We start from the raw sequence: 21,733 nt of genomic DNA on the forward strand, positions 1-21,733 counted from the left end.
TTAATTACACCCACCTACTTACTATTTCCTATTTCCTACCAAATTAATACATTTCATATTTCAATAAGGTACAGGGAATTGCGCCGTTATAGAGTTTAATGCGCTTGGAAGTTCTCAAGCCAACCTGTTTAGAGAGCTTCATGCTACCTGTAAGAACATAGGCTGTCCAACCTCTAAATCTTTGTTTAAAGATGTCTCCCAACAGCTTATATAGTTCCCCTAATTCGGCTTCTGTACCGAGTCTGACACCATAAGGCGGATTACAGATTAAGACTCCGCGATCTGCTGGAGCTTCCACCTCAGCCAGCTCTCGACGGGCAAACTGCACATAGTCTTCTAAGCCCGAACTTTCAGCATTGACAAAAGCTTGTTTAATTACTTGCAGATCGCGATCGCTACCAATAATGGGGATTTTTAGATCGTGTTTTTGTTGTCCTTCAGCTTCTTTCAATAGACTTTGCCACAAGTTGCGATCGTAGTCTAACCAAGTTTGAAAGCCAAAGTCACGATAGAGTCCAGGAGCCACATTTAAGGCTTTTAAAGTCGCTTCAATGGGTAAAGTACCACTACCACACATCGGATCGAGAAAGGCTAAATCTGGTGTCCATTCTGCCATGTCTAGTAAAGCTGCCGCCAGAGTCTCTTTCATCGGTGCAGCGCCAATGGCAGGGCGGTAACCGCGACGGTGTAAGCTAGAGCCTGAACTGTCTAGGCTAATAATGCAGTGTTTTTCGTCAATATGAGCATTAATTTGTAGATCGGGGTTCTCTGTATCGATGCTAGAGCGTTTTCCTCCTCTAACCTTTTGCCAGTCGGTAATCGCATTCTTGATCTGTAACGCGGTAAAGTGAGTATGATTGAGTAGCTTACTCTTGCCTGTACAGGTTACGGCTAAAGTCATATCAGGCTCTAGATATTCTGACCAGTCAATCTTTTGGATGCTGCGATATAGTTCATCACCATTAAAACTTTTTACTCTAGCGATCGGTTTTAAGATGCGAAAAGTAGTCCTCGTCCAAAGATTTGCCTTATAAAGTAATCTTCGATCGCCTCTAAAATGTACCCCTGTAAATTCTGGGCGCACATCCTCTGCACCAATTCGTCTTAGTTCATCCGCAGCTACTTCTTCCAAACCGCGAGACACCGTAGCAAAATAATTATCCATGTTTATAGCTTTGGGCTGCTAGCTTTGGGCTGTTAGCTTTAAAACCTCTGAGTAAAAGCGATCATTGTAGTTATCATACCTGGATTCATCTCCGATTTGAGGATGATCTCGATCGACAATCAACATCGCTTAACGCGATCGCGCCCTTGTTCTTTTGCTTGATATAAAGCCTTGTCTGCTGCTTGAATTAACTGCTCGCTAGTGATGCCATCGTCAGGAAAACAGCTTACGCCAATCGAGACAGTAATCGATTCGAGTTCTTGCTCATCGTATTTTAGTTTTAATTGTTTAATTCCTGCCCTAATTTCTTCTGCTCGCATTACAGTATCGCCAATAGCAGCATCAGGCATGACGATTACTAATTCTTCTCCTCCGTAACGACAGGCAAGATCATACTGGCGGATTTGAGATAAGAGGTAATTGCCGACTTCTTTTAGGACTAAATCGCCGACACTATGACCATAAGCATCATTGAAATTTTTAAAATGGTCAATATCGATCATGATTATGCCGATAAACTGCTGCTTTCTGTGAGCGCGATCTAGCTCTTTCTCTAAAGATTCCTGTAAATAGCGACGATTATATAATCTAGTTAGAGGATCTCGCAGACTTTGATATCTCAGCTGTTCTTGTAGCTCAAGACTGGCAAAGGACATGGCAATATTTTGCGCTACCGTTTTTGCTAATTCCTGAATTAATTCGCCGATCGGCTCAAGAGTATCAAAACGTAAATATAGCATTCCTAGAGTATTACTTCTGGCAATCATGGGGATGCATAAAGTTGTCTGATGGCAGGCACTGCGATCGACATGACTACAATAGATACCAGGAGTACTGGAATCGGCTAGATGTAAGTCTCCTTTGCGCAATGCCCAACATTCATTGGGTTCAAAAGTATCGCTGTTAACTATTCCCCAAGTGGCGATCGCTTCTAACAGATTTTTGCTATTTTTCATCAAATAGACTGCGCCATGAGTATTAGGAAATAATGGCTGTAAAAGACTGCTTAATGCTGTTTGAGCCTCTTTAGTCGTTAAGCAAGCCTGCAAAAACTCATTCATTGTTGCCAGCTTTAAATGTTTATCACGCCAGTTTTTTAAAGCTATAACTTCTTCGGTTAATTTTAGATTTCTTTTAGTAGTTTTAAGCTGAAGTTCTTTGATTTCCGTAATATCTTGAGCAACTCCTAAAATTTGAGTTGGTTTCCCTAAAACATCTCGTTCAAAAACTGTGTCTTTGCTTTCTAACCAATGCCAATGACCTTGTTTATCTTGGACTCGATATTCAATAGTTAAGTAATCACCTTGATTTAACTGCAAACAATCCTGATGATGCTGGGCGATCGCATTTAAATCTTCTGGATGAAATATCTTACTCAGCAGCAGTTTCATCGACTTTATTTCTGAGTTGGAATAGCCTAAAATTTTACTGAGCAAAAGATTAGAGTAGACATTACACCTTTTTTCTAGATCGTATATATAAATAATATTAGGAGCTAACTTAGTTATTTTCTCCGTTAAACTAGCATTACTCTGCAAATCAATATTTGTTAGATCATTAGTAGATCTTTTTAACATAAAAATAAAACATGATACTTCTAATGTATTTCTGTCTATTATGTTGTTATTCAACAAGATTATAGTCAGCAATGATATGATTTGAATTTAACAATTTATTGGTTTATTGTCGATAGCGTGAATAATGTATATAGATATAAAAGTAAGCTGTATGTCAATAAAATAAATCTTTTACTAAAAATAGTAAATAATTATAAACAATTATTTGTTTAATATGTTTAAATTGAATACTCCGTTAATTTACGGATAAAAAGTTATTTTAATATTTATTAATAAGTAAATTTTGAAATATAGCAATAATAGATAATATTAGGACTTTTTTTATTACCTACTACCTATATGCGAAGCGGTATCCTTTAGGACTACCTACTACCTAATTTTAATTAACCGTTTGAGATACTGTAAAATTCCCAAACCTAATAAGATTGAAGCTGCACAGATTAGCCAAAAATAGCTTGTAAATTGCGGATGATCTAATGCCCAACCACCTAATGGAGGCCCGAGCAAATAGCCGATCGCCCAACATTGAGAATTAATCGAAAAGTATACCCCGCGCAAAGATTCAGGTGCTAATTCTGCTACTAAGCCAGAAGCAACAGGAGTATATGTCACCATGCCTAAAGACATGACCCCTAAAGTTAAGCCTGCCCAAATCAAAGTATGATCGGATACATTGCCCGTAACCCAAACGCAGATAAAACCTATTCCCCAAATTAAAAAAGACAAGCTCAATCCTGCAATCCGACTAAAGCGGTTGAGTATCCAAGCAGTAGGAAGCTGACAAATCGCCGCCAAGGCAATGTGCCAAGTAAATAAACCACTGATGACCTTTTCGGAGAAACCAGTTGTAGAGTCAGATAGCTGGACAAAGTTTTTCAAATACAAAGGCATGGTGCTTTGTACCTGGGATAAATAGATAGTGAATAAAATATTTACCGCCACAAACACCATGAAAGCGCGATCGCGTAGAGCAAAAGACCAACCATTCTGCTGATTTTCCAGCAATTGTGGTTTAAATTGATAAGTTTCGGCGATCGCAAAATAAATTACGCCGAAGAAAACAGCAAAGGAAACGCCGTCAATCAGAAACAAAGTTCGATAGTTACCAGAGTTGGCAATTAAAGCACCCCCTAACACCACCCCCAAACTCAAGCCCAAACTATCTGCTAGTCGAGTTACCGCAAAAGCTTCGTTACGTTGCTCAGGTGTAGTTAAATCGATAATTGCTGCTTCAGTGGCTGGCCAATACATCCCCACACCAAAACCCATCAATAAATTGCCCAATACCAGGGTGGAAAAATTAAAAGACAAGGATAAAACTACGTCTGCTAAAACTGAAATCGCAGCGGAGATTAATAAAATTTTCCTGCGTCCCCAACGAGCTGAATCTACTCCCTGTCCTGCCAAAAATCTACCCACAATGCCAGAAATCGAGCCACTACCCAAAGCTACCCCCACTAACGTCGATGAAAGTCCCACTTCGTTAACGAAAAAAATCGGCGCATAAAACAAAGTAAAGCCAGTGCCAATTTCCGACAACAATCTACCTGCTGCCAAAATCCACACCTTGGGACTAAAATTTAATACCTTAGCCATAAATAGTTAAAATATTCAGAACTTTTCTCAGATTGCGATCGAGTATTTTATGCTAAGAAAAGTTTATTATGTATTGGTTTAATATTCCTTAGCCCCAACTGCAAACCCGATTATGCAATGGTCTGAACTGTTTAACTGAAGCTTATGGATAGAATTAAGTCTATAGATAGATCCAAGGTAAAGGCAATTAGAGCAATGTTAAATTATAGAGTATAAATGCTTAGGAAAACCACAATGTCGTCAATGAAACAACTAGCGAATTGTAAGTCTTATAATAAGTTGTAATAATTAACGGTTTATTTCCTAAGTTAAGGAAATGCGAGCATTTATCACAGTCGAAAACCTTGCTGTGGTATAAAATAACCCAGATATTAAATAAAAGAGGACTAATATGAGCGATTTACAAGAACAAGTACAAAAAGCTAGACAAGAAGCTAGAGAAATTTGTAGCACTGAAGGAGATACTTCGGGAGAATGCGCGGTTGCTTGGGATACAGTCGAAGAATTATCTTCTGAAGCATCACACCAAAAGCAAAAAGCTCCTGTCAAAAACTCTCTAGAGGTCTACTGTGATGAAAATCCTGATGCTCTAGAATGCCGCGTATACGAAGACTAACAATTCCCTCAAAGCTAATTGGCGGAAATTTTCTCATAAATTCTCATAAATTAAGATTAACCACAAAGGTGAGAGTAAGTCGGACTCTCATCTTTATTTTTTGCCTTTTACTCCATCTTTAGGACTACCTACTACCTACTACTTACTACTTACGAGCCGATCACCCTAATTGTCCTAAGCTAATTTTGTACGGCTATACATCAGCGTTGACTTAGAGCAATTGTTAATGCACCCTTAAAAGACAATTTCAAGCTGTTTAATTTTTAACAGCAAAATAGTATATACAATTTCAACAAGATAAATAATGGATATTTGGTTTAGATCTTTAGTATGGATGGACTATCGTTTAGGAGTATTGTTAACAGTAATCCTGCCTTTAGGATTATTAATCTGGGCTTTATTTCAGAAACAAGAAGCCATGCAAAGATTACTGATCATTTATTGGCGAGTTGCTAGTTTATTAATGATCACGGTTTATCTCTTAATCCCTGGCTGGAAAGTTGGATTTATTAGTGGTTTTGCAGCCCGCATCTTGATCGCCATTTCTCTGTGGTTTTGGGTCGATCTCAATGAAGAAATTCGCGACACACGCCAAACTTTGCTTAAATTAACCTTTACCTCCTGGCGCTGGGCGATGACAGCCTATTGTACTTTGGGAGCGATCGCTAAATCATTATTTCTTCCCTGTGGTATATCTAGCAGCACTGCTAAAACTGCTTTTTGTCAGGTATGGTTAGAAGCGCCCGCAGCCTATCGTAACTTCTTCCACAATAAACCAGGAAATGAAGGATTTTTAGGCTTTATGGGTTCAGTTGGCTTAGTTATCTACATCATCTATCTGGCATATTTTGTCCTGATCCGTCTCGGTAAACAAGGGCGATCGGCGTTGGAACAGTAAGTAATGATGAGCGAGAATCAAAATAGCAAAATAGGGAAAATAGGTCTAGGCTAGTGCCTTTTCTGTCCGCAAAGTTGAACTTAAAGTTAGAAAAATTATGCTAGAACCCATTGGCTTACGTTTAGAACAATATACCCTCAAGCGCAAACAAGAGGTCTTAATGGTTCACCTAGAGACTGCTACGGGTGAATCCGATACGGTCATGATTTTTGCTGGTTTCTCTAGTTCTTTGGTCATGCCGACGGCTTTTGATCCTGATATTCCGATAATTGCCGCAGATTCAACGATTAATTCAATCGATCGCCTTGTCAGCCCCTATAATCCCAGCAACCCTCGCTATCTTGAGTCGGGGCTTACTTTACCAGAAATGATTAAGATCCTCGAAACAATGAATTTATAGATGAATTTAGAGATTAAATAATCTTAACCATCCCTTGGCTTTAAGCAGATATACTCAATGACAGTGTTGTTTTACCCAAAATAGCAAAATATCGTTTAGCTTATTGGGTAGATACAAGGAATATTGAGTATATATTAAATTATTAATTGTAGTATGTTTTGCATCAATTATAAAACAATATTATTTGGCAAAAACACTAAATAAATTTAATTAATGATCAGCTTTAGGAGTGTATAGGTGTGAACAATTTAGCCCAGACTTTATTTGATCCAAGTCAATTACCGCAAACCCCTTTATTTGGCACAGATGGAATTAGAGGGAAGGCGGGAGATCTTCTAAATGCACCTTTCACCCTACAGCTAGGATATTGGGCTGGTAAAGTTTTAAAGCAGACAGCGACTCATCAGGGCCCAATTATTGTGGGGCAAGATTCACGTAATTCTAGTGATATGTTAGCTTCGGCGATCGCAGCAGGATTAACAACCGCAGGACTAGAAGTTTGGAACATAGGTTTATGTCCTACCCCCTGTGTGGCTAATTTAGCCAGTGACAGCGAAGCAATTGGCGGAATTATGATTTCGGCTAGCCATAATCCCCCACAAGATAACGGAATTAAGTTTTTTGGCAAAAAGGGGACTAAATTATCTGACTCTCTAACCCAAAAAATTGAGACTCACCTGAGAAATGATCGGATACTCCATGAGGCTAATTTAGTTTGGGGTAAATCTTATCAGCGCCCCGAATTAGTTCAACAATATGTCCAGTCTTTGCAACAGTCTCTGCCTCAAAACACCAATTTTCAGGGAATGCGTATTGTCTTAGATTTAGCCTGGGGCGCATCGGTCAAGGTGGCTCCAGCAATCTTTGAGCAGTTGGGGGCAGAAGTAATTAGTCTTAACCATTTAGCCAATGGCGATCTGATTAATGTTAATTGCGGTTCTACCCATTTAGAACTATTAAAGCAAGGGGTAAGAGACTATCATGCCGATCTAGGATTTGCCTTTGATGGTGATGCGGATCGAGTGATGGCGGTAGACAGTCAGGGTAGAGTAATTGATGGTGATTACATCCTCTATTTTTGGGGTGATTTACTACGTCAGAGCCAGCAGCTACCCGATGATTTAATTGTGGCTACAGTAATGGCTAATTTAGGCTTTGAGCGAGCTTGGCAAGCCAAGGGAGGTAAGATCCAGCGTACTGCTGTAGGCGATCGCCATGTTCAAGAAGCGATGTGGCTGACAGGGGCAATGTTGGGGGGAGAACAGTCAGGACACATTCTTTGCCACCACCACGGAGTTTCAGGAGATGGTATTCAAACCGCCCTACATTTAACTTCTTTGGTTAAACAGTCTGAAACCTCTTTAAAAGAATTAGTAGATAACAGTTTCCAAACCTATCCCCAAATTCTGCGCAATGTCATAGTCGAAGATCGCGAACGTCGTAGCAAATGGCAAGAATGTGAACCTGTCCAGCAGGCGATCGCTCAAGCAGAAGCAGCAATGGGTGAACAGGGCAGAATTTTAGTTCGAGCTTCAGGAACAGAACCCTTGATTCGCGTCATGGTTGAAGCTGCCGAACAGCAGTTAACTATCTATTGGACAGATAAACTGGTGCGAGTAATCGAACAAAATTTAGCTGCTGCGATCTAATAAAAAATCTACAAATGTTTGCTACAAATGGAAGACTTGCCCTAAAGGACTAGCTTCGCGTCGGGGACTTGGAGACTATTTATCTGTATCATTCTTATTTGTATTTCATCTAAAAAACATATGATCTAGTAGGGGCGAATTGCCCCAAACTAAGCGAGATAATACCATTTCTCAAAAGTAATAAGAGACTGGGTAGTAGGGCGTCTAGGCTAAAGTACTGGGTTCATTTGAGTAGGGTGGGCAATGCCCACCCTACGGATTTTGATTGTTTTAACTTCTTATAAAATCTTTGCCCCAAACTAAGCGAGATAAACGTCTTTGCGTCTTTGCGTCTTTGCGCGAGTTTTATGGCAATTGTCTAAACGGACTTCGTATCAAACAGGCATCCCTAAAATATCCTCAATCTTAGGCATATCTTCTAACGCAATCACTCTACCTTCATCGGCAAAATTCTCAATCTGATCGAAGTTGAGATAGCGATATAAATCACCTTCAAAGGGAGCAATTTTCTCTTTGACAACTGCCATATATTCATCCACTGTAGGAATCTTACCCAACAAGGCACATACAGCAGCTAATTCCGCTGAACCTAAGTAAACCTGCGCGCCTTTACCCATACGGTTATTGAAGTTACGGGTAGAAGTAGAAAAGACAGTGGCGTTATCTTCCACACGGGCTTGATTACCCATACAGAGGGAACAGCCAGGCATTTCAGTCCGAGCGCCAGCAGCAGCAAAGATGCCATATATTCCTTCTTCACGGAGTTGTTTTTCATCCATGCGAGTAGGAGGACACACCCAGAGTCTTCCTTTGACGACTCCCGCACCTTCGAGGATCTTAGCAGCAGCGCGATAGTGTCCAATGTTAGTCATGCAAGAACCAATAAACACTTCATCTACTTTGTCTCCCGCACATTCTGACATGAGCTTGACGTTATCAGGATCGTTGGGTGCAGCAACGATCGGTTCTTTGATTTCACTCAGGTTGATTTCAATTGTGTCGGCATATTCTGCATCTTTGTCCGCAGACATTAATTCAGGATTGGCTAACCATTGTTCCATTTTGGCTACCCGACGCATTAAGGTACGACCATCACTGTAACCCCGCGCTACCATGTTTTTTAGCAGCGCTATATTAGAACGTAGATATTCAGCAACGGTATTTTCGCTAAGTTTAATCGTACTGCCAGAACAAGAACGCTCGGCGGTAGCATCGGTAAGTTCAAATGCCTGTTCTACTTTAAGATCGGGCAAGCCTTCCATTTCCATGACTCGTCCGTTAAAGACATTTTGCTTATTTTCTTTGGAGACGGTTAGTTTTCCTTGTTGAATAGCCACCCAGGGAATAGCGTTAACAATATCTCTGAGAGTAATTCCTGGCTGTAATTCTCCTGTGAAACGAACCAGCACAGATTCAGGCATATCTAAAGGCATGACTCCTAATGCTGCTGCAAAGGCGACTAAACCAGAACCAGCAGGGAAAGAGATGCCGAGAGGAAAGCGAGTATGGGAGTCGCCACCAGTCCCCACTGTGTCGGGTAACAACATTCTATTGAGCCAAGAGTGAATAATTCCATCTCCTGGGCGTAAGGCTACACCACCACGAGTAGAGAAAAAGTCTGGTAAATTCTTGTGAGTATTGATATCCACAGGCTTGGGATAAGCTGCGGTATGACAGAAAGTTTGCAGAGTTAAATCGGCATTGAAACCAAGACAGGCTAACTCTTTTAATTCATCTCTAGTCATTGGCCCAGTGGTATCTTGAGAACCAACTGTAGTCATCATTGGCTCGCAGGATGTACCTGGGCGAACTCCAGTTAAACCACAAGCCTTGCCGACCATTTTTTGTGCCAGAGAAAAGCCTTTGCCAGTATCGACTGGTAGAGACGGACGAGTAAAGACTGATGAGACAGGTAAGTTTAAGGCTGCACGAGTTTTATCAGTTAAGGCGCGACCAATAAGTAAGGGAATTCTTCCCCCCGCACGAACTTCATCAATGATCGTGTCTGGTTTGAGGGTAAAAGTAGAAATCACCTCACCCGCTTCGTTAGTAATTTTGCCTTGATAGGGATGAATAGTAATGACATCTCCTGTTTTCATCTGAGAGACATCGCACTCAATGGGTAATGCCCCAGAATCTTCTGCTGTATTGAAGAAGATCGGTGCAATTTTATTGCCTAAAATATAACCCCCAGCTTTTTTATTAGGCACAAAGGGGATTTCGTCACCAATATGCCATAGCACCGAGTTAATTGCCGATTTACGAGATGAACCAGTACCAACTACATCACCGACATAAGCTACAGGATGACCTTTGGTTTTTAACTGGGCAATAGTTTCCAAGCCATCAGGCATCTTCGACTCTAGCATTGCTAAGGCGTGGAGGGGAATATCGGGACGAGTAGTGGCGTGGGGTGCAGGAGATAGATCGTCGGTGTTTGTTTCCCCTGGTACATTAAATACCGTTACGGTAATGGCTTCAGGTGGCTGAGGACGACTAGTAAACCAAGCTGCATCTGCCCAAGAATCAATTACCTGCTGGGCAAAAGAATTACTTTTAGCCAGTTCTAATACGTCGTTAAAGGCATCAAACACTAATAGAGTCTTGCTTAAAGCCGTAGTTGCTTCTGTAGCGATCGCCTTATCTTCAGACTTGAGTAAATCCACCAGAGAATGAACGTTATAGCCGCCAATCATCGTTCCCAGTAAATGTACTGCCTCTACCGCCGAAACTATCGGACAGTTAATTTCACCCTTAGCTACACCAGTTAAGAAACCAGCCTTAACATAGGCTGCATCATCTACACCAGGGGGGACGCGATCGCGCAACAACCCCAACAGTTCCTCTTCTTCGCCTGCTGCTGGATTTTTTAAAATTTCACATAATTCTGAAGTTTGTTGTGCCGTTAAAGGTAAAGCAGGAATACCCAAGGCTGCTCTTTCTGCTGCGTGTTTTCTATAGCCTTCTAGCATTATATTTAGTTCTCCTTTCTAATATGCAGATAAATAACAGAATATTTATTCTCTCATCGATCTCTTAGTCTATTTTGTTCACAAAGAGTATTTTTAAATGAGATATTGTCGATTAAGCTTCACGTTATCAATAGGCGCGCGATCGTTCAACATTGAGCAATCGATGTTAATTGATTTATATTCCTGCATGTCCCAAAGCAATACCCGTAAACAGCATCCCGAATACTAGGAATGGTTGAGCGCTGGCTTGATATTTAACATCATTTTCTAAAGGATTACGCAAAAAGTACATATCCTGAAAAACAATTTGGGGAATCACTAGCAAAAAGACAATCGTGGCGTAAAGATTTTCATGAACTGACACGAGATAGCCACTGATGCCGATTTGAAAAACATCGATCATAATTACGCAAATCCAAGCAGCAGTAGTTACCCCAAACATAACAGGCAAAGATTTCAGACCTAATTCGCGATCGCCTTCGACGCTTTTAAAGTCGTTGACAATGGCAATTCCTAATCCAGCAAAACTATAGATTAGGGTCAAAATGACGATTGTCCAGTTTAAATCGCCAAATAAGGCATGACCAGTCCACCAAGGGAGAGCAATATAGCTCGAACCCAAGGCATAAGTACCTAGCCAGCCGTTTTGCTTCAGTTTTAATGGTGGTGCGGAGTAAATATATGCTACCAATGAGCCACCCAAGGCAATACAGAGGATGGTGGGGAAATCATGACCCACGGCAAGATCTAAACCATAGGCTAAAGCTATGCCAGCAAATAACAGCACAAAGATCTGTACCTTTACCTGGGGTAGAGAAATCGCCCCAGAAGGAATCGGCCGATATGGCTCGTTAATCGCATCAATATCGCGATCGTATAGCTCGTTAACGGTTTGCGTATAGCCCGTCATTAAAGGGCCTGAAAGTAACATACAGGCTGCGGAAAGTAAGAAGTTTTCCACTGTCCAGGTATAGTTGCCCGAAGAAGCTGCGCCACAAATAACGCCCCAGATCAGCGGAATCCAGGTAATCGGCTTCATTAGCTGAAGGCGTATTTTCCAAATAGATGTTTCTCCTGCTGCTGCGCCTTTCATCCCCAGCAGTTGACGAGTCTTAGAATTACCTGAGTTATTCGGTTGTTCGGGATTGGTGGTGGAATCAGACATGATGATATTAAACGTTTGTTTGCTTTTGACTCTTGTGTGGCTGCTTACCCCTACTCAACTAACCTACCGTTACTTCTAAATAACCATTGGCAAATTTAGCCCCTGTGACTGAGTTACCACGCCAAGCAGGAGGAAGGGTAATATTGCGTCGCTGATCTCCCGCTTCAATGGTAATTTCTGGCCCATATTGAGTTAGCTTGACATCTTTTTTGTCAAATCCTGGCAAGTATACTTTTACTTTACGCTCTGCCATGACAAATTCTGTTGCTTGAGGAATATCAACACTGCTTGGCATCTTCGGCAATTGATCGATCAAAGGTTGCCAGTTGTTCCCGTCGTAATTCGGCATTGAGGTAACTGGTAACGGTTCAAATTCATCAGTGACCGCTTCTCCTCGATTGACCAACACTCCCCCAACACCTAAACCAACCTGTTGAGCGCTACCCCAGAGATACTTAGCTGTAGCGATCTCTATAGGGTCAGGAGTCGTGACTAAATAAGCCATCACATTACCTTTGCTCAATGCTGCTGTACCGTCTTCGAGCATTTGAGTTGCTGGATTATTAGCATTGCCTGTCAGATCATTGGCTGACCAAGAAGTGTTAAAAATAGCACTGCTCACAGGCTGGACGAAAGGAGACAGAGTTTTGACAATATCGGATTCAGCAAAAATACCGCGAAAACGGCGGAAATACCAGCTTAAGTTAGCGGGTAGACCAAACATCCTTAAAGTGTCGATGCCTCCTGTCCCATCATAAACAATTACGTCATATTGATTGCTTTGATAATATTCGCGAATAGCATTAAGCGCTAAGGCCCGATCCATGCCTGGCAGGATACCTAGCTCTTGACCATATACCTGTTTAAGAATTGGCGATCGCAAATATTGGGCTTCAATTTGCTTAACTTGTTCCCAGCTATTTTCTAACAAGACGGCAGAGTTTAACTGCATCACCGCCAAATTCGCCCCAATCTCTTGGGGTTCGGTAGTTGGTGGTACGCCTAAGATTAAACCAAAAGCAGGGGTAGGATCTTGCCCCATTAAAAGTACTTTTCTGCCTTCTGTAGCTAGTTTTTTAGCAGTTGCGATCGCGCTGATGGTGCGACCCGTACCGCCTTTACCTAAAAAGGTGACGATCGAGGACATATTTAAGAATTTAGTGAAATTTTAGTCTGTTATAGATTTAATTTATTATGACTAGTTTACGGGCTTGATTTCATCCTCAAAAAACCAGGTTGAGGAGCGATCGTCAAATTGAACCACCACACCAACGCCACTGCCATCGGTCATTCTATATTCTTTAATGGTACCAACTTTGCCTAACGTTCCCGCAACGTTTCTATTTACTCGATCTCTGAGGCGATAAACCTTGACCTTTTGCCCGATTTCCATTGCTATGAATTTATCCTGAATTATAATGAGCCAACTCACAGTTTAAAGCAAAACCACCCCTTCTTAAAAGTCAACGTTACTCTAGATCTAACGTTACGCAAGTAATTGCAATTATTTAGGGAAGTAGGGAAGTAGGGAGATAGAGAAATAAAAAACTAGCAGTTTGAAGTTAATATATCAGCAAGTCCCCAAGTCCCCGACGCGAAGCTAGTCCTTTAGGGCAAGTCCCCAAGTCCCCAAGTCCCCAAGTAAAAACCCTAGGGTAAATTAGCAGGATCTAGATAATTACTTAACATCTGTCATCAGCAGAACTATTACAATAAATATATAAAATGTAGACAAAACAATTTTTAAATAGTATGTCGGCTGCCGTTTTAATTGAAAACCTACAAAAAAGCTATGGTGATGTCCAGGCGGTAAAAGATATTTCTTTCACTGTCCAGCCAGGAGAAATCTTTGGTTTATTAGGCCCCAACGGTGCGGGCAAAACCACCACTATTCGCTGTTTGTGTACTCTAGCTAAACCTAATGCTGGCAAGATTGAAGTCGGGGGAATTAGTGCGATCGCTTCCCCGAAAGCAGTACGACAACGGTTGGGTTATGTGGCCCAAGAAGTAGCAATTGACAAGGTATTAACTGGTAGAGAGCTATTGAAGTTACAGGCAGCACTTTACCATTTACCCCAAAAAATAATTGGCGATCGCATTCAACAATTAATTGAAGTATTAGGCTTGTCAGAATATGCCAACAAGAAGACAGGCACTTATTCTGGGGGAATTCGTAAACGTCTAGATTTAGCAGCGGGATTATTACATCAGCCTGAAGTTTTGGTTTTAGATGAGCCTACAGTTGGTTTGGATATTGAAAGTCGGCTGGTGGTGTGGGAGTTTTTACAAGAACTGCGCGCAGCAGGAACAACTGTTCTAATTACTAGTCATTACCTAGAGGAAATCGATGCTTTAGCCGATCGCTTGGCAATTATCGATCAAGGAGTGGTGATTGATGAGGGTAAACCGTCAGAATTGAAAGATAAATTGGGTGGCGATCGCGTTACCTTAAAAATTAGAGAGTTCACCAGTGATGAAGAAGCAGCTAAAGCCAAGCATATTTTAGAATCTTTGCCTTTCGTGGAAGAAGTAATTATCAATGCTGTCCAGGGTAATTCTCTCAACTTGATTGTCAAATCTGGTCAAAGTTCCCTCAGTAAAATCGAGCAGTCTCTAGCAGAAGTCGAGCTACCGACATTTAGCTTATCGCAGTCTCGCCCTAGTCTTGATGATGTTTATCTCGCAGCTACTGGACAAACTATTATGGATGCTCAAATAGCTGCATCTAGCACCAGGGATCTGAAAAAAGAGAAAAAACAGCAAATGAAGTAACCTGTTTATTAAACGATGACTACTGTAATTCCCTCATCAGCTAAACCCAAACTTCCTCCTGGTTCAAAAGCTCCTGCGATCGTCGTTATGGTTCAAGCTTTACTCGATCAGTTTGGCACATTAGAAAGATATAACCAAAAATATGGCGAGATATTTTATGGCTCAAAATCTTCTTTAATGCCTCCTTATGTAATTTTCAGTAATCCTCAAGCAATTGAACAAGTATTTACCGCCGATCCTAATTTATTTGAAATTGGTCAACAGTCCACTGCGCCAATCAGAGTTTTGCTGGGAGATAAATCTTTAGTATTGCTAGACGGCATCGAACACAAACAACATCGAAAGTTACTGATGCCACCTTTTCACGGGGAGAGGATGAAAAGCTACGGTCAAACTATGGTTAGTGTGACGGAAGAAGTGATATCTCAATGGCAGGTTGGTCAAACTATTTGTATTCGAGATTATACTCAAGAGATTTCCCTGCGGATTATTTTAAGGACTATTTTTGGTTTGGAGCAAGGACAAAGATTAGATCACCTTAAAGCAATTTTAGTCGATTGGTTGGAGACGTTTAACTCGCCACTGCGTTCTTTTTTCTTATTTTTTCCCGCCTTACAAAAAGACTTGGGTGGATTAACTCCCTGGAGTAAGTTTCGCCAACAACAAGATCAGATTAAAAAGATTTTACAAGAGGAATGCGATCGCCGTCGTCAAAATCCCGCTACTATGGGGGAAGATATCCTCAGCTTATTGCTATCAGCTCGATACGAAGATAGTCAAGCAATGAGCGATCGAGAGATCGCCGATGAATTGATGACTATGTTATTTGCAGGACATGAAACTACTGCAAGTTCTTTGGCTTGGTCATTTTACTGGCTACATCGTTTGCCTCAAGTCGGTCAAAAGTGCCGACAAGAATTAGATTCGTTGGCTAAAAACAGCGAATTTACCGATATTGCTAAACTTCCCTATCTCAGTGCGATCGTCTCAGAAACCCTCAGATTAAATCCCGTAGTGGTATTTGTTGGTCGTCAATTAAAACAACCCTTTGAATTAATGGGATATCGGCTGGAAGCGGGAACATCTTTATTTCCTTCTATTTATTTAACCCATCAACGAGAAGATCTTTATCCTCAAGCAAAAGAATTCAAACCAGAAAGGTTTATTGAAAGACAGTTCTCTCCCTATGAATATTTGCCTTTTGGCGGGGGAAATCGTCGATGCTTGGGTTATGCTTTTGCCTTATTTGAAATGAAGCTAGTTTTAGCGACTATTATGTCCCAGATCAAATTAGAATTGCTCGATCATCGCCCATTGAAATCTGGTCGTCGGGGTTTTACTTTTACTCCTGAAGGCGGAGTTAAAATGAAGGTAATAGGTATAAAAAATAGGCAAGCATAACAAGTTAAACTAACTAATTTTAAATCAACCAACATCCTGTTTACCATCACCAATAAATTTATGAGTCAATCTATCTCTAGTAGTAAAATCAAGTCGGCTTTAGCACCTAATATTGGTATCAGCAGACAAAATAGTGAGTCAAGTAATTCTCTGGGTGATTTTATTCAGGAAACATTAGCCCTGACTCAACGTCTATTTATTCAACTGCAACGTCGTCCTTCGACTCTAATTGCGGGCATCATTCAACCCTTTATGTGGTTGGTCTTATTTGGCGCCTTGTTTAGCAAAGCACCATCGGGATTATTTGGTACTGACTTGAGTTATGCCAAATTCCTAGCGCCAGGTGTCATTGTCTTTACTGCTTTTTCGGGAGCATTAAACGCTGGATTACCTGTAATGTTTGACCGTGAATTTGGGTTTTTGAACCGTTTGCTAGTAGCACCATTGTCTTCCCGTTACTCTATTGTGGCAGCTTCGACAGTTTATATCATTGCCCTGAGCTTTATTCAGACCGCAGTGATTATCTTCGCCAGTGCTGTATTAGGTGCGGGGTTACCAGGGTTGGCTGGGTTAAGTGCGATCGCCTTAATCGTCTTTCTCATCGTTCTAGGAGTTACCGCTTTGAGTCTGGGTTTGGCATTTGCTCTCCCTGGTCATATTGAACTAATTGCCGTGATTTTTGTGACTAACTTACCCCTATTGTTTGCGAGTACGGCTCTTGCTCCCTTAAGTTTTATGGCGGATTGGCTTCAGGTAATTGCCAGTCTTAATCCGTTAACTTATGCGATTGAACCAATTCGCTATATTTATAGTCATGGAGATTGGGGGATTAACAGTCTGGTAATGGATACTCCCTGGTTCGGGTTTAGTTTTGGTGCTGTTATCTTAGTATTGTTAGCGTTTGACGCTTTGATCTTACTGGCAATTCAACCTTTATTACGTCGTCGTTTTGCCTAAAAAAATAATATTAGCTTTTATGGTGAGGTTTAATTATGATTAAAAATAACCGCTTAAATCCAATTTGTTGGTCAGTAGGAATAGCTTTAGTGGCGATCGCGGGATTAAATTCCGCTGTTTTAGCTCAATCTAGTACGGGTGCTGATGACGGCTATCAGCCTAACGAAAAAAATGGGATCTATGGAGATGCGCCTGCGGGGTTAAATCCTCTAGATATTATGCATCGCGCTCAACAAGCAAATGGCCGTAGTGCAGACGAGTTTGGTCAAGAATCTCAAATTCAAATGGACAATTCTGCTTCGGACTTTAAACGTCTTCAACAGCAAAGAATTTTAGAACAACAGCAGTCTGTACCAAAACAGCCAGTGGAAACCAGAGAAACTGTTAAGTAGACTATAAAATTTTGCTAGTTAAATGGGTTTGGCGATCGCTGAACCCATTTTTTAGTTTTGACAAGACAAATCTTCTCAATTATAGGTAATGCAAGACTTGAAAAGTATCAAAGAATTACACGATCGCGACTTCAATTTATGGGTTGAAGAAACCAAAAAAGCAATTCAAAATCGAGATTTTGAGAATATGGACTGGGATAATTTGCTTGATGAAATTGATGATATGGGGAAATCATCAAAGCGATCGCTTGAGAGTTATTTAGAACGCTTGATTGCTCATATCTTAAAATTACAGTACTGGTCAGCCGAAAAAGAACGTGGCGGCTTTTTGGTAAGAGTATTCTTCCCAAAAACGCGCCACCGTAACTATAAGCACTGGAAAGTAGAAATAATTAATTTTCGACGGCGAATTAAAAGTTTAATCAAACAAAACCCCAGTTTCAATATCATCTGACGTTGTAATTCAACTATTAATTCTTGTGCTTGTTGCTGAGATAAACTTTTAGTTTGATCCGCTATTTTTCTCAGATGAAACTCTTGCTCGATTGTTAGTGTATTATTTTCGCTCATCACACACCTAAATGTTTGAAATAATGTTTATTACTTTGATAGTAATCAAAGCTTTTTTAATTGATACCTATCTAAAGACCGATCAAATATTCCACATTTAAATCTTGGACAAAAAGTTATTTATAATACTTTTTTAGCTAATTTTCTGTGATTATCTTAGCTTTTTTGTGATTTATGATACATTTAAATACTTTTTGGTATCACTTATATCCAATAACGCACCTATGCTTCTGGATAAATAAAATATTGAGATGACCTGAATCTATTTTGAAATATTACTAAAGATAGATAACATTAAGAAATATATTTTCTATCTTAAAAGTAGTTAATCTTTCATCACAATTAAGGGAATTATAAAAATGGCAAATATGCAAAACAAAACACCAGACGAACATTATGGATCTCAGTCCGAGCGCAAATATGGTGAATTTGCGACTAAATTTCAATTCGGTTCTAATCCTAGTGCAGAGATTTGGAATGGTAGATTAGCAATGATTGGCTTTTTAGGCGCAATGGTTGTGGAATTAACTACTGGACAAGGCTTTTTTCATTGGCTTGGCATAGCATAATCTCTGACTTAAATTTTTGAAGAAATTGATAGCGAATTAGCGAATTAATTTAATTTATAACCCTGTCTTTGACGGGGTTATTTTGTAGTAGTTTTAAAATCCTATCTAAAATCCTAAGTCAGCCTTGGCAACTTCAGCAGCAGCATATACTTCTTCATTGGGCATTTCTTCCCAATCAGTACAGCCAATTTCGCGATAGAATTGGGCATCGTAAGGGCGAGTACGGACAACTACAGGCATCGGTACAGCATGACCTAAAATTAAAGCCTGTTGTTTAGAATCTAGCTTGGCTAAAACAGATTTTAAGTTTGCTCCTCCAGACACCCCTGTAAAGATCGCCTCGATGTCTTTTTCGTCGTTGAGCAAGCAGGTTACGCGAGTACCAATCTGGGACATAACTTCGTTATCGATTCCTGACGGGCGCTGATCTACTACTAGTAGGGTAACAAAATATTTGCGCATTTCACGGGCGATCGTGCCAAAAATGGTTTGATGAACGACGCTAGAATCGAGAAAACGGTGTGCTTCTTCAATCGTGATCACTAACTGGCGGGGTTTATCGAGGGGGTTTTTAGTTTGCAAGAAGTGATCGGCTTTTTTGACATAGCTGGCATGAATCCGACGAGTAATCATATTAGTCGCCAGCATATAAGACAGCATATTAGACTGAGAGCCAAATTCAATGATTACGTTTTTTCCTGCTGCCAAATCTTGAATTAATTGATCGATATAGTTATGGGGACAGGCTGAGCGAATATATTTAAGGGTATCAAAGCGCATTAGTTTACGCTGCAAAGAGGAGATTGAACCCTGATGTCCCTGTTTTGACTCGCAGAACATTTTAATATCTTCGTTGGTCATGTTGACCAAACGCATGATCCAAGACTTGCCATACTCATTGTAGAGAATGTTGGCGTTATCCATTGCTGCTTCAGATAGTCCTAACTCGGAGGAAACGAGTTTTAAGTCTTCAATCTCAATCTGATCGTAGCTGAGATAAAGTTCCTGAGCATCCCTAACACCTCGGCGTTTAGTAGATTCGGGATCGAGGGTGTACATCACTACTTTACCTGGGAATAGCTGACGCAAACCTTTAACAGTACTTACTTGTTTGCCTTCTTTCATGGCTTCCCAACCATACTCAGAGTGCATATCAAACATCAGATTAACTGCTGCTTCCTTGCGAATTACCCCTGATAGTAATAGGCGAGTTAGGAATGATTTACCTGTCCCAGATTTACCAAAGATGCCGTTGCTTCTCTCCACAAAGCGATCTAGGTCAATACAGACAGGCACTTCCATATCCAAAGGTTGACCAACGGAAAAATTGCGCCGAAAAGGATCGTCTTCCCAACCAAAAACACTGCGAAAGTCATGTTCAGTTGCTTCATAAACTTGACTAAAGTGAGCGGGAATTGTTTTGACAGGCAGTAATTCCATGTCCGCACTGGTGTTTGGCTGCATTGAACCCAAACTAGTATTAAGATCTAGATCGGGATCTATGGGTAAGCTGGGAAAATCGCTCTGGGTTGCTGTCGGCGTAAACATCAACATCGGCGAGAGGGCAACTGTACCGTAAGTACCGCTTCCTGCTAAAACATCTCTTAAAAAAGTATCGTCAATCGGAGGAGGATTAGCAATAATGCGATCGCTCGAACAGCCAAGGGAAACATCAGTCAGTAAACAGAAAAAACGCGATCTAGTCCCCTGTACCACTAAAAATTTACCAACACGCATATCTTCCACTGAGACATCTGGGTGTAATCTTACTTCTAAACCTTTGGTCAAAGAACCTTGAATGACTGAACCTAAAGGGAGTTGTGAGTTCATGTTTTGTTAGTTATCAGATGTTAGTGAAGATGCAAGGGCGAATACATTTTTGCTGATATGCAGGATTTTTCTGCTAAAGAGACGCTTATTCCGCTAATTCTAGCCGATTTAGTTTTTAATATCCTATCAAATTAAATTAAAAAGTTATGGTGTCAAGTACAAAAGGACTAATGTTACCTCAAATGGGTTGCGGGACTTGGGCGTGGGGAAATCGTCTGCTGTGGGGTTATGACCAGAGTATGAATTCTCAATTACAACAAGTATTCGATCTGTGCGTTGCTAATGGCGTTACCTTATTTGATACTGGTGATTCTTATGGTACAGGTAAACTCAATGGTCAAAGTGAAAAGCTGCTGGGAAAATTCGAGCGAGAATATCAGGGGGTAAATAAAGAGCAAATCTGTTTGGCGACTAAACTTGCAGCCTATCCTTGGCGATTAACTTCAAAATCAATGGTCAAGGCAGGACTAGCTTCTATACAGCGCATGGGTAGGGTAGATTTAGCACAGATGCACTGGTCAACGGCCAATTACTTTCCCTGGCAAGAATGGCAGCTTCTAGATGGATTAGCAGATTTGTATGAACAGGGATTAATTAAGGGTGTAGGACTATCTAACTATGGAACCAAAAGATTAAAGCAAGTTCAGCAAAAATTTAGCGATCGCCATATCCCCATTGCCACTCTCCAGGTGCAATACTCTTTACTTTCAACCTATCCCGTAACTGAACTAAACCTCAAGGAAACCTGTGATGAATTGGGTATTAAACTGATTGCTTATAGTCCCCTGTGCTTGGGCATCTTAAGCGGTAAATATAACGAGCCAAGTAACTACCCCAAAGGTTTACGGGGATTGCTGTTTAAAAGATTAGTCCCTGAAGCTAAACCGCTGTTAGATTGTGTCAAGGCGATCGCGCAATCCCGTAATAAAACCATGGCGCAAGTAGCAATTAATTGGTGTATTGCTAAGGGGACAATACCGATTCCTGGAGCAAAAAACATTCAACAGGCACAGGATAATATTGAAGCCAAAAATTGGTTATTAGACGCGGGAGAAATCGCTGAATTAGATTGCGCAGCAGCAGGGATCGATCAATCAATGGTTCAAAACATATTTCAGAGCAAATAAAAAAACTACAATTTATATTAAGAGTTTAATTTAGTTGTTTTTGTCATATTTAGGTATTTAATTTGAGAATCCAACTT

The 21,733-nt window shown here is 40.6% G+C and carries 20 protein-coding genes; 11 read left to right on the forward strand and 9 right to left on the reverse strand.

Going from position 1 to position 21,733, the window contains the following annotated elements; all coding sequences use genetic code 11:
• Positions 1-43 precede the first annotated feature (43 nt).
• The 3 genes from KME09_13445 to KME09_13455 form a co-directional block, all read right to left on the reverse strand.
• Complete coding sequence (locus KME09_13445; GenBank protein ID MBW4534934.1) at positions 44-1,165, reverse strand: RNA methyltransferase; 1,122 nt, start codon at positions 1,163-1,165, stop codon at positions 44-46.
• Between the two features lie 119 nt (positions 1,166-1,284).
• On the reverse strand, positions 1,285-2,742 hold the full coding sequence (locus KME09_13450) for a diguanylate cyclase (protein MBW4534935.1): 1,458 nt from the start codon (positions 2,740-2,742) through the stop codon (positions 1,285-1,287).
• Between the two features lie 369 nt (positions 2,743-3,111).
• Positions 3,112-4,338: an MFS transporter gene (locus KME09_13455; GenBank protein ID MBW4534936.1), complete on the reverse strand. Its 1,227-nt coding sequence runs from the start codon at positions 4,336-4,338 to the stop codon at positions 3,112-3,114.
• A gap of 391 nt (positions 4,339-4,729) precedes the next feature.
• On the opposite strand from KME09_13455, the gene KME09_13460 reads away from it, so the two are divergent.
• The 4 genes from KME09_13460 (at position 4,730) to KME09_13475 (ending at position 7,901) form a co-directional block, all read left to right on the forward strand.
• Complete coding sequence (locus KME09_13460; GenBank protein ID MBW4534937.1) at positions 4,730-4,954, forward strand: Calvin cycle protein CP12; 225 nt, start codon at positions 4,730-4,732, stop codon at positions 4,952-4,954.
• A gap of 304 nt (positions 4,955-5,258) precedes the next feature.
• Positions 5,259-5,852 (forward strand): DUF3177 family protein, encoded by a 594-nt coding sequence (locus KME09_13465; protein ID MBW4534938.1) that lies wholly within the window; start codon positions 5,259-5,261, stop codon positions 5,850-5,852.
• A 97-nt stretch (positions 5,853-5,949) separates the two neighbouring features.
• The gene (locus KME09_13470; protein ID MBW4534939.1) at positions 5,950-6,252 is read left to right on the forward strand and encodes a hypothetical protein; all 303 of its coding nucleotides are present in this window, start codon (positions 5,950-5,952) and stop codon (positions 6,250-6,252) included.
• 233 nt (positions 6,253-6,485) lie between these two features.
• Positions 6,486-7,901: a phosphoglucosamine mutase gene (locus KME09_13475; GenBank protein ID MBW4534940.1), complete on the forward strand. Its 1,416-nt coding sequence runs from the start codon at positions 6,486-6,488 to the stop codon at positions 7,899-7,901.
• Positions 7,902-8,275: 374 nt separating this feature from the next.
• Here KME09_13475 and acnB read toward each other — a convergent pair whose 3' ends face one another.
• From acnB to KME09_13495, 4 genes are all read right to left on the reverse strand, one after another.
• Positions 8,276-10,873 carry a bifunctional aconitate hydratase 2/2-methylisocitrate dehydratase gene (gene acnB, locus KME09_13480; GenBank protein MBW4534941.1) on the reverse strand — a complete coding sequence of 866 codons (2,598 nt, stop codon included), beginning with the start codon at positions 10,871-10,873 and terminating at the stop codon, positions 8,276-8,278.
• A 175-nt stretch (positions 10,874-11,048) separates the two neighbouring features.
• Positions 11,049-12,038 carry a chlorophyll synthase ChlG gene (gene chlG, locus KME09_13485; protein ID MBW4534942.1) on the reverse strand — a complete coding sequence of 330 codons (990 nt, stop codon included), beginning with the start codon at positions 12,036-12,038 and terminating at the stop codon, positions 11,049-11,051.
• Between the two features lie 58 nt (positions 12,039-12,096).
• Positions 12,097-13,185, reverse strand: coding sequence for an ArsA family ATPase (locus tag KME09_13490; protein ID MBW4534943.1), 1,089 nt, complete (start codon positions 13,183-13,185; stop codon positions 12,097-12,099).
• Between the two features lie 51 nt (positions 13,186-13,236).
• Complete coding sequence (locus KME09_13495) at positions 13,237-13,431, reverse strand: DUF2862 domain-containing protein (protein MBW4534944.1); 195 nt, start codon at positions 13,429-13,431, stop codon at positions 13,237-13,239.
• Positions 13,432-13,790: 359 nt separating this feature from the next.
• Here KME09_13495 and KME09_13500 point away from each other — a divergent pair, with 359 nt between their 5' ends.
• The 5 genes from KME09_13500 (at position 13,791) to KME09_13520 (ending at position 18,014) form a co-directional block, all read left to right on the forward strand.
• On the forward strand, positions 13,791-14,810 hold the full coding sequence (locus KME09_13500) for an ATP-binding cassette domain-containing protein (protein MBW4534945.1): 1,020 nt from the start codon (positions 13,791-13,793) through the stop codon (positions 14,808-14,810).
• Between the two features lie 15 nt (positions 14,811-14,825).
• Entirely contained in the window at positions 14,826-16,211 is a 1,386-nt protein-coding gene (locus KME09_13505) for a cytochrome P450 (GenBank protein MBW4534946.1), read from the forward strand.
• A gap of 60 nt (positions 16,212-16,271) precedes the next feature.
• Positions 16,272-17,168, forward strand: a complete 897-nt coding sequence (locus KME09_13510; protein ID MBW4534947.1) for an ABC transporter permease — start codon at positions 16,272-16,274, stop codon at positions 17,166-17,168.
• 35 nt (positions 17,169-17,203) lie between these two features.
• Positions 17,204-17,560 carry a hypothetical protein gene (locus KME09_13515; GenBank protein MBW4534948.1) on the forward strand — a complete coding sequence of 119 codons (357 nt, stop codon included), beginning with the start codon at positions 17,204-17,206 and terminating at the stop codon, positions 17,558-17,560.
• An 88-nt stretch (positions 17,561-17,648) separates the two neighbouring features.
• Positions 17,649-18,014: a DUF29 domain-containing protein gene (locus tag KME09_13520; protein ID MBW4534949.1), complete on the forward strand. Its 366-nt coding sequence runs from the start codon at positions 17,649-17,651 to the stop codon at positions 18,012-18,014.
• Here the strand turns inward: KME09_13520 and KME09_13525 are convergent.
• Positions 17,927-18,130, reverse strand: a complete 204-nt coding sequence (locus tag KME09_13525) for an NblA/ycf18 family protein (protein MBW4534950.1) — start codon at positions 18,128-18,130, stop codon at positions 17,927-17,929. The genes KME09_13520 and KME09_13525 overlap by 88 nt on opposite strands.
• 368 nt (positions 18,131-18,498) lie before the next feature.
• Between KME09_13525 and KME09_13530 the strand changes: the two genes are divergently transcribed.
• Positions 18,499-18,699, forward strand: coding sequence for a chlorophyll A-B binding protein (locus KME09_13530; GenBank protein ID MBW4534951.1), 201 nt, complete (start codon positions 18,499-18,501; stop codon positions 18,697-18,699).
• A 105-nt stretch (positions 18,700-18,804) separates the two neighbouring features.
• Here KME09_13530 and KME09_13535 read toward each other — a convergent pair whose 3' ends face one another.
• Positions 18,805-20,529: an ATP-binding protein gene (locus tag KME09_13535; GenBank protein MBW4534952.1), complete on the reverse strand. Its 1,725-nt coding sequence runs from the start codon at positions 20,527-20,529 to the stop codon at positions 18,805-18,807.
• 149 nt (positions 20,530-20,678) lie between these two features.
• Here KME09_13535 and KME09_13540 point away from each other — a divergent pair, with 149 nt between their 5' ends.
• Entirely contained in the window at positions 20,679-21,656 is a 978-nt protein-coding gene (locus tag KME09_13540) for an aldo/keto reductase (GenBank protein MBW4534953.1), read from the forward strand.
• Positions 21,657-21,733 lie beyond the last annotated feature (77 nt).

The sequence above is a fragment of the Pleurocapsa minor HA4230-MV1 genome (assembly GCA_019359095.1).
In the GTDB taxonomy this organism is placed as follows: domain Bacteria; phylum Cyanobacteriota; class Cyanobacteriia; order Cyanobacteriales; family Xenococcaceae; genus Waterburya; species Waterburya minor.

What these genes read in the sequence shown, in the direction of transcription:
- KME09_13530 (MBW4534951.1), top strand. Translation starts at nt 18,499, where the DNA reads ATGCAAAACAAAACACCAGACGAACATTATGGATCTCAGTCCGAGCGC.
- acnB (MBW4534941.1), bottom strand. Translation starts at nt 10,873, where the DNA reads ATGCTAGAAGGCTATAGAAAACACGCAGCAGAAAGAGCAGCCTTGGGT.
- KME09_13470 (MBW4534939.1), top strand. Translation starts at nt 5,950, where the DNA reads ATGCTAGAACCCATTGGCTTACGTTTAGAACAATATACCCTCAAGCGC.
- KME09_13445 (MBW4534934.1), bottom strand. Translation starts at nt 1,165, where the DNA reads ATGGATAATTATTTTGCTACGGTGTCTCGCGGTTTGGAAGAAGTAGCT.
- KME09_13490 (MBW4534943.1), bottom strand. Translation starts at nt 13,185, where the DNA reads ATGTCCTCGATCGTCACCTTTTTAGGTAAAGGCGGTACGGGTCGCACC.
- KME09_13455 (MBW4534936.1), bottom strand. Translation starts at nt 4,338, where the DNA reads ATGGCTAAGGTATTAAATTTTAGTCCCAAGGTGTGGATTTTGGCAGCA.
- chlG (MBW4534942.1), bottom strand. Translation starts at nt 12,038, where the DNA reads ATGTCTGATTCCACCACCAATCCCGAACAACCGAATAACTCAGGTAAT.
- KME09_13500 (MBW4534945.1), top strand. Translation starts at nt 13,791, where the DNA reads ATGTCGGCTGCCGTTTTAATTGAAAACCTACAAAAAAGCTATGGTGAT.
- KME09_13520 (MBW4534949.1), top strand. Translation starts at nt 17,649, where the DNA reads ATGCAAGACTTGAAAAGTATCAAAGAATTACACGATCGCGACTTCAAT.
- KME09_13535 (MBW4534952.1), bottom strand. Translation starts at nt 20,529, where the DNA reads ATGAACTCACAACTCCCTTTAGGTTCAGTCATTCAAGGTTCTTTGACC.
- KME09_13460 (MBW4534937.1), top strand. Translation starts at nt 4,730, where the DNA reads ATGAGCGATTTACAAGAACAAGTACAAAAAGCTAGACAAGAAGCTAGA.
- KME09_13525 (MBW4534950.1), bottom strand. Translation starts at nt 18,130, where the DNA reads ATGAGCGAAAATAATACACTAACAATCGAGCAAGAGTTTCATCTGAGA.
- KME09_13510 (MBW4534947.1), top strand. Translation starts at nt 16,272, where the DNA reads ATGAGTCAATCTATCTCTAGTAGTAAAATCAAGTCGGCTTTAGCACCT.
- KME09_13505 (MBW4534946.1), top strand. Translation starts at nt 14,826, where the DNA reads ATGACTACTGTAATTCCCTCATCAGCTAAACCCAAACTTCCTCCTGGT.
- KME09_13465 (MBW4534938.1), top strand. Translation starts at nt 5,259, where the DNA reads ATGGATATTTGGTTTAGATCTTTAGTATGGATGGACTATCGTTTAGGA.
- KME09_13450 (MBW4534935.1), bottom strand. Translation starts at nt 2,742, where the DNA reads ATGTTAAAAAGATCTACTAATGATCTAACAAATATTGATTTGCAGAGT.
- KME09_13515 (MBW4534948.1), top strand. Translation starts at nt 17,204, where the DNA reads ATGATTAAAAATAACCGCTTAAATCCAATTTGTTGGTCAGTAGGAATA.
- KME09_13495 (MBW4534944.1), bottom strand. Translation starts at nt 13,431, where the DNA reads ATGGAAATCGGGCAAAAGGTCAAGGTTTATCGCCTCAGAGATCGAGTA.